The sequence below is a fragment of the Calothrix rhizosoleniae SC01 genome, from assembly GCF_900185595.1.
GTDB lineage: Bacteria > Cyanobacteriota > Cyanobacteriia > Cyanobacteriales > Nostocaceae > Calothrix_A > Calothrix_A rhizosoleniae.
Map to the genome: position 1 here is coordinate 1 of NZ_FYBH01000360.1, position 8,313 is coordinate 8,313.

General features: G+C 39.9%; 5 protein-coding genes. All 5 read left to right on the plus strand.

The features are described 5' to 3' along the window. Positions 1–167 precede the first annotated feature (167 nt). Positions 168–5,471, plus strand: coding sequence for an eCIS core domain-containing protein (locus CALSC_RS22100; RefSeq protein WP_200817717.1), 5,304 nt, complete (start codon positions 168–170; stop codon positions 5,469–5,471). Next, positions 5,472–6,155 carry a hypothetical protein gene (locus CALSC_RS22105; protein WP_088243412.1) on the plus strand — a complete coding sequence of 228 codons (684 nt, stop codon included), beginning with the start codon at positions 5,472–5,474 and terminating at the stop codon, positions 6,153–6,155. It abuts the gene before it with no gap. Between the two features lie 126 nt (positions 6,156–6,281). Further along, positions 6,282–7,385, plus strand: coding sequence for a type III secretion system chaperone family protein (locus CALSC_RS22110; RefSeq protein WP_235006892.1), 1,104 nt, complete (start codon positions 6,282–6,284; stop codon positions 7,383–7,385). Between the two features lie 47 nt (positions 7,386–7,432). Then, entirely contained in the window at positions 7,433–7,657 is a 225-nt protein-coding gene (locus tag CALSC_RS22115) for an element excision factor XisH family protein (protein ID WP_088243416.1), read from the plus strand. Further along, entirely contained in the window at positions 7,645–7,986 is a 342-nt protein-coding gene (locus CALSC_RS22120; RefSeq protein ID WP_088243414.1) for a XisI protein, read from the plus strand. Before CALSC_RS22115 ends, CALSC_RS22120 begins: the two co-directional genes overlap by 13 nt. Positions 7,987–8,313: the final 327 nt, after the last annotated feature.

Below are 8,313 nucleotides of genomic sequence, written 5' to 3' on the forward strand. Positions count from 1 at the left end.
GGCAAGCCTTGCGCCCCTACAAATATACTGTTGTATTTGGGATAAATCATCAAAGATATTAGACCTTAGTCTATAATCTTTCCTCGCCTAAATCTGTATACTTATCACAGAGGAGCTTCTGGTGTAGTAGTTTAACTTGGAACGCTGATGCAGAAGGGTGGATTCAGATGAGCGATCGCAAACAAGTTTCCCGCAAGAAAAAAACAGGATCAAATTCTAGCAATCCGTCTTTAGCACCGAATATTCCCAGTTTGGCTACCCCAAGCCATAGTTTGGGTGTGGAGTCTCATCAAACTACACCTCAAACAGTACAGCCAGAAGCATCTCAGAAACAAGAGCTTACTGTTGAACAGCAGGAAAATCAAGAAAATATTAGTTTAAAAGAATCAGCTTTTGATGGTACTAATTACCTTCAGGGGGTTAGTTTTACTCCCCGACACAGTGTTCAAAGTCAAAGTATAGATTTCTTCGCAGAAATTCCCACAAAAAGCATTCAACGTCAGGAATTAGATTCAGAGAAAGAAGAACATCAAGAAAACTCTGAGGTTATTCAAACCAAATTAGATGTTTCAGAACCAGGGAGTAAACAAGAAGGTGTATCTATTTGGAATCAAGCTTTTCAAATTCAAAGAAGTGAAGACAGTAAACTAGATTCACCCATTGAAAGCTTTAATTACCTGGAGAAAGCTTCAATTTTTCGTCCCCAAGAAACTGTTCAACGTCAGGAGTTAGAAGAAGAAAAAGAAGAACAGGAATTAGATGATGGGGTAATTCAAGCTAAATTTAGTGAGTCTGAAAGGGAAGAACAAGAACAGCAAGAAGGGGAGTTTGTTCAAGCTAAATTGACTGTTGGGGAGCCGGGGGATAAGTACGAAAAAGAAGCTGATGCTACAGCAGCCAAAGTGATGGCGATGTCAGATGCAACTTTACAACGTCAAACCGAAGAGGAAACTGAAGAAATCCAACCCCAGGAAAACCCGAATCTCAATCCTGCTTCTATAAATAGGACGGAAGAAGAAGAAATTCAAACTAAAGCCAAGGGTAATCATATTCAAGCAAGTTCTAGTTTAGAAAGTCGTCTGGGAAATTCAAAGGGTGGAGGTAATCCTTTATCCGATAATGTACGTGCTTTCATGGAGCCAAGATTTAGGTCTGATTTTAGTAATGTGCGGGTGCATACTGACTCCAGCGCGGTACAGATGAATAAGGAGTTGTCAGCCCAGGCGTTTACACATGGTAATGATATTTACTATGGTGCAGGGAAGTCTCCTGGTAATAATGAATTGACAGCACATGAATTGACCCATACGATTCAGCAGACAGGTGGGATAGGATTCAAAAAACTACCAGAGGCGAAGCAAATAGGAGAAGCTGAGTCAAAAGTTGCTTCTAATCAAGCTAATAAAGAGCAAAGTCAATCGCCAGAGAAAAAAGCACCGAAAGAACCCCCAAAAGAAAAGCAAATTGGCGATATTTCATCGACAGCTAACTCTAATGAACAAAAGAGCGAAACACCAGGGGATAAAGCGCAGACAGAAGCTCTAAAAGCGAAACAAGTTGCTCCCGATTCCCAGGAAGTTAAACCAAAACAAAAGCAAGATGCACAAAATGACGAAGAAGTCAATAAATATCCTGGGGAAAATGCTCCTCAAAGCCCCACAGAAGCTACAACCGAGGCAGCCGCAACTAATGTAACGCCAGCCCCGACTACCGCAGGTGGTAATGACAGAGTAGGGATTGATGGAGGACAAGAAATCGTTCCAGTTCCACAAGAAGCGGTTCCTATTAGTGCCCAAAACCCGGCTCAGATTCTCGAACAGCTCAAAAATACACCCCCAACTCAAGCTGCTGCCACCTATACCCAAGCCGAAACCGCCTCAGCCGAAGCATTAGAGAATCAAAGGCAACAATTACAAGAAACGATACCGGAAATTCCCGCACCTACAGGTTTACCAGCCAAAGAGTCAGAACTGCAAAAAGCTAGTGAAAAAATTGCTGAGCAAGCTGCAATTACCAAACAAGCACCTAATGATAAATTGGGAGCAACCACATCAGGTGGAGAAAAAGCAAAATATGAAACATCAGTACCAGAAGTACCCCCTGCATCACCTATAACAGCTACACAATTGGCTGGTGGAAAAGTTGGGCAAGAGGGTAAATCCGACCAAGCCCTCAGTAGAAGTGCTCAAAATGCTTTAGCCAATGTAAGTTTAAACACACGTAAAATTAAAACTAATGCTGGGGATGCACCTTCTGTTGATTTGACAGGTGAAGCTGACCCTTCACAGATAAATGTAGCTCAAGCCCAATCCGCTCAAGAGGTACAAGCAGCTAAAGCTAAAGCAGCACAAGGTATTAATCAAGATTTTGGTGAGAATAGTATTTTCCCCAAAGCTAGCAATGAAACTCTCAAGGCAAATAAAGAACTTTCTGCTGTTGCGGCTCCCGGTGGTAAAGGTGGCGAAAATCCAGCCCTTCCCGGTGAAGTAGTTGGCGGTTTGAATCAATCCCTGAGTCCATTCTTGAGAGAAAAAATTGGGGTAGAGCAGGAGAAATATCAAAGTGGTAAAGATAAATTTGATACAGATTGTACTAATGCGAGGACAGATGCAGATAAAGAAATTGGTCAGTTAACTGAGGAAACTAAGCAGAAACAATTAGAAAAACAACAATTAGCACAAGCAAAAGTTGCTCAAGCCAAACAAGAGTGGCAAACTGAGTTAGATAATGCAGAACTTGATTATCAGCAAAAAGCCGGGAAAGCGACTCAAGAACAGCAACAGAAGATTGGTCAAGAAAAAACTAAAGGTGAAACCCAAGCAGCTAAACACCTTGCAGAAGCCGAACAAAAAGCCGAAGCAGAAAAGCAGAAAGCTGACAAGGAAGCAGCGAAGAAAAAAGAAGAAGGGGAGAAAGAGTCCGGTGGTTTTTGGGGTTGGGCTAAATCAGCAGCAAAAACTCTTATAGATGGAGTCAAACAAGCCGTCAATTTTGTTTATGACAACTTACGCAAAGCTGTAAAAGCGATTTTCGAGGCTGCGAAGCAATTAGCAATGGCTGCGATTGACTTAGCACGCAATGCGATTGTTGGTTTAATTAAAGCTTTTGGAGAAATTCTCAAAGGTTTAGTTAGAGTTGTTTTTGCTGCATTTCCAGGAATAGCCAAGAAAATTACAGCCAAAATTGACCAAGCAGTTAACAAAGCAGAGCAAGCAGTTAATGCAGCGGCTGACTTGTTAAAGAAAGGTATTTCCGCCATTTTGGACTTTTTGGCGAATACTTTGGATGCAATATTAGCGGCTTACCAAGCCATATATAACGCGATTCTTGACGCGGTTGGTGCTGTAATTGATGCCTTATTCGATGTAATGCAAAAGATTGGCAACCTGGTATCTGCTGCTCAGCAAATGCCCGATCACTTCTGGGGACAAATGTCTGAGGAAGTCTTGGGTATGGATGTCACGCAACCGTTACTTTTTGAAAGAACTCCTGAAGACTGCACTCAATGTAATGCACCAGCAAATACAGAAGCTACACCACTAGCAACTGAGGGAGACAATAGTGAACTCGCTCAAATGTTAAGCAAGGATGAATTTACCGAAGACGATATTGCGGTTGATGGGGTTGCTCCATTTGATGTTTCACCAGAGTTTCTAGCTTCACTCAATTTACAGGATGGGGGTGAGGTTGAATTTGGCGAATCAAATAATCCGGCTAATTCAATGGAAGCTATTAAAGCTGAGCTAGGAGGGGAAGCGAATCCAGAACAAGCCGCCGCAACACCACAAACCGTATCGGGTGGAGAGACAGTTCAAGCAGAAGCTTGCTGTGATGATGAAGCTACAGCCCAAGCAAAACTTGAGCAGATGATGTCTCAGAAAGTTGAAGGTGCTGAAAATACTCAGAAGCAAGGACAACCGGCTAAGCAAGGGGATATTCCAGCCAATATGCGAACCATTGGTCCTTTAACACCGGGACAACGAGCCAGTTATATGTTTAACCAATTGAAGCAAGGGATTCAGCAATGGTTTACAGCTAACTGGGGTAAATTGCTAGCTGGTGCGATCGCCGGAATTACTGGTTTTATTGCTCTCAATATTCTTACAGGTGGTGCGGTAATGGCAGCAGTTCCACCACTCTTGCAAATCTTGGGAACTGTCATGGCTGGTGTCGCAATGGCTCAAATTGCAGGACACATAGGTAGTTATGCAACTAAAGGCTGGGGAGGTGATATCGCTGGAGCAGCTAAGAGTCTTGCTCGTGGGGTTGCTGTTGGCGCAATTGAATTAGTTTTTGCTTTACTCTTTAATGCTGGTGCGATTTTCAAAGCCCTTAAGGGGGGTATTAAGGGCGCAGCTAAAGCAGCAGTTAATTCGGTTAAGACGACTGTTAAGGCTACTGCTAAGAGCGCTAAGGAACTTGCAAAGATTGGAGCAAAGGGAGCCAAAACTGCCTTTAAGAATGGGAAGATAATGCTTAAAGGATTTAAGGGTGGTTTTGCGAAAGGGGCTAAATCTATAGACGATTTAGCAAAGCAGATCAGCAAGAAATTAAAGTTCAATAAGTTTAAAATTAGTCGCAAAGGCTATCTCCTTCAACTTTTAGGACATATTAATCCTTGGGTACTTTTGGCAAATGGAGACATAAGAGACATTGATTCATCCAACTACAAAGCCGCCAAGGGCAAAAAGGTTGGTGATATCGTTGATTTGGGTGAAGATGGAAAAGGTATTATTATTGGTCAACATGGTTCTGCTGATGCACCCACTCGCAATATTAGTGAATTTGTTCAGGGATTGAAAAATAGTCCTGAAGAAGCTGCAACAGCTTATCAAAAGTTAATGAACGCAAGAAAAACCATCACTGTTGGCAGAACCAAAGAGATTATTTCTGAGGTAGGTCCTGGTGGATTACTAGAAATGGTAGAAAAGCTTGGAGTTACCAAAGTTTCGGGTTTAGCCAAGAAGATGGGAGGTAGTAAACTAGGTTCTGTCATTCGAGAAAATGGATCAGATGCTGTTGCCAGTATGTTAAAGAACTATGATGAAATTGCTGGTTTACCAGGAGCACAACGCCTCATGGATGATTTTATTTCAGGTGGAACGACAGCAAAAGGTGCAATTGGAGAAATACAGTATGCGGCTCAACTCCACAGAAACGGAGTTCCAATCAAGCAACTTGGTGATGTAGTTGGTACTCAAAAAGCTGCTGATATTGTTCTTAGTAATGGCAAAATAATCGATGTGAAAAATATCAACTGGAACTCATCTTTCTACAAGAGAAGTGGAAAGTTAAGACAATCTAATGTGCAAATGACAATTGATGATATGCTCCAACAGGTTGCTCGTCGTCGTGGTGAGTATCCGGGTGCTCCAATTAGATATGCTTTTATAGGCTCATTGGATAATGTACCGGCTCGTTTGAAGCAAGCTTTACAGAATGCTAATGTAGAAATTGTAGGAGTTTTCTAAATGATAGATGCAGATAAACTAATATTTATCGCCTATTACGCACCTCAAGAGGTTGAGATAGCAGCCAATAGACTTCGAGATTTTATCAGTCAATTGGAACAGCAAGGATATTATTTAATAGATGGCTATGCTTTCCCTTTCTCAAACCCTGAAAATATTATTCGTGAGTCAGTTCAAATAGATGAAAAAGTATCTATTATCTGTCGTCAAGGCTCTCTTGGAGGAACTTTAAACTTTTGGCAGTATCCTTTTGAATTTAGTTTTGCCTTTCTTTTTGAACCAGAGGAAGATACGGAGTGGATGATTAATGTTCAAACGGATACGCTGATGGGTTCCGAAAATAATTTCGGTGAAGAAAATGCTTTGAAATTTGTAGAGGTTATTAAAGCAGCATTAAAATCTTATCCACCAGTTTATGGTTGTGCTGTTACCTTGCAAGAGCCTCCATTACCTGAAGATGCTTACGCTTCAGAAGTAGTAGAACTATACCCAATTAATTTTTACAGTTCTAGTTATGTCCAAAAGTTAGGTAAAGAAAAACTCTTAGCAGCCCCAGCTTGGTGTGTAGAAGAAATAGCTAATGGAGTTTTATTAGTTCCAAGCATTGAATCAATTTATACCGACGATACTGTGAGTATAAGAATGGTAAAGGAATATTTGGGTTGGGAAGATTCGATAGAATAGACAAAACAAAATTGTATTTTTGATAGTTAAGTTATTAAAATTTTGAACGCAAATTCTAAATTCTCTAAACTAGGATACCAACTAATACTAAATGATTCCCCTGAATCATTCGTAACGCTTCGTGTAGTGAACTTAAAGTTAAACAAAGAAAGTAGTGAACTTAGCGAATGTCACCTCACCTTTTGCGTAACCCACCAACTCTATCAACGCATTGACACCGAAGCCTTATTCAACCTCAAACCAGAAATTCGCGCACCTCTTTCAGGTGGAAACTTCCAACCTTCATCCGAAATTCAAATCCAAGCCACACTCGACCCTGCTTTACTACCAAAACTAGCAGAAAATTCCACAAATGCTAACCAAGCAGCATCTTATCTCCAGCAACTCAGCCAAAAAAATCCCAAACATCCAATTTTATCCACCTACAGTTGGTATGCCTTGGAAGTAAAACAAAAACAAGAAACAGGTGAAACTGGCTACCGCACTCTTTGGGCTTATCTCAAACCTTCCGACATCACCAGCGATGGTATTGATAGCGAAAAAATGAGCGAAGCAATGCTCAATTTTGCTAAAGAGTGGGCTGATAGCAATAACTCAGAAGATTCGGTAGATGTCATGTCTCAAGCAATTGAAGAAATGAATCATACCTTTGAAGAATTAACAAATAATATCTCAGAAATGACTGAAGAAATTGTTTCTGAAAGTATTAAAGAAATGACCGATGCTTTTGAAGAAATAACCAATAGCATCTCAGAAATATCAGAGGAAATTGCTGACGAAGAAAATGTTTTCAAAGCAGTAGTCAACTTCTTTATCGAAGACGATTGGCAATTCGCTAAACTTGAAACACAACCAACCCTACGTCTAGCCTTCCAAGGTAAAAATGGTAAATGGGACTGTTACGCCAAAGCCAGAGAACAACAGCAACAATTCGTTTTTTATTCAGTTTCCCCCATTAACGCCCCAGAAAACAAGCGCCTACCCATCACAGAATTCATCACCCGCGCCAACTATGGCATGATTATGGGTAACTTTGAATTCGATTTCACCACTGGAGAAATTCGCTACAAAACCAGCATTGACGTAGAAGGAGATAATCTTAGTTTTGCATTAATCAAACAAATGGTTTACGCCAATGTGATGATGATGGATGAATATTTACCGGGAATTATGGCAGTAATTGAAGGGGAAGTGGAAGTGAAAGAAGCGATTTTGTTAGTTGAGGGTTGAGAATTATTTTTTTGATAGATAATAATCCTAAAAATTGTCAAAAAATAATGGCTGCTAAAGACTTATTCCACGACGCTGTCAAACAAGCACTCCTGAAAGACGATTGGGTAATCACAGCAGATCCACTAAAAATTAAGATTGAAGGTGTCAAACTTGAGATAGATTTAGCAGCAGAGAAAGTTATAGCAGCCCAAAAAGCAGTTAAGTTTTATCAAGTAAAATTGATAATTTACGATCCTGTTCAGGAGGTAGTCATCGAATGGAAAAATTAGAACAGTACCGATTATTAATCCGCCAATTATTAAATAATCATGCTGCAAATGAAGCTAACAATCCAAATTCAGAAATTGAGTGTCAACTAATTTTTGATACAGAAAATGACCATTATCAACTTCTAGACATTGGTTGGGATGGACTCAAACGAGTTTATAACTGTTTCATTCATTTAGATATTAAAGATGGTAAAGTTTGGATTCAGCGAAACATGACAGAAGCTGATTTAGCCCAAGATTTGGTCGAAATGGGTATACCGAAAGAAGACATTATTCTCGGTTTACATCCCAGTTATAAACGTCCTTACACTGGTTATGGAGTGGCTTAGTAGTAGCTTTGATATACAAAAAATAACAAAACCACTACTCATCAAGAAGTTCCTAGCGACTGTCTTGATTGTCAAGTGCGATCATCAGTGCGATCGCTAATTAAAATGCTAGAGGAGAAAGACGATGCTTTGGATAACCATTTTATAATATTATTTTTTTAACTCAAGATTAATTCAAATCTCACTTAAAATTAATATTTTTAATTCAAAATTAATTCAAATCTCACTCAAGATATTAAGATTGCATTCATCATATTTGATGTAGTTTGAAATAGAAGAGAATACAGACATGAAAATCAATAAACAAGTTGATGTGCCAATAGTAAG

Excerpts from the sequence above, each read along its gene's own strand:
- CALSC_RS22100 (WP_200817717.1), top strand. The coding sequence starts at position 168 with ATGAGCGATCGCAAACAAGTTTCCCGCAAGAAAAAAACAGGATCAAAT.
- CALSC_RS22105 (WP_088243412.1), top strand. The coding sequence starts at position 5,472 with ATGATAGATGCAGATAAACTAATATTTATCGCCTATTACGCACCTCAA.
- CALSC_RS22115 (WP_088243416.1), top strand. The coding sequence starts at position 7,433 with ATGGCTGCTAAAGACTTATTCCACGACGCTGTCAAACAAGCACTCCTG.
- CALSC_RS22120 (WP_088243414.1), top strand. The coding sequence starts at position 7,645 with ATGGAAAAATTAGAACAGTACCGATTATTAATCCGCCAATTATTAAAT.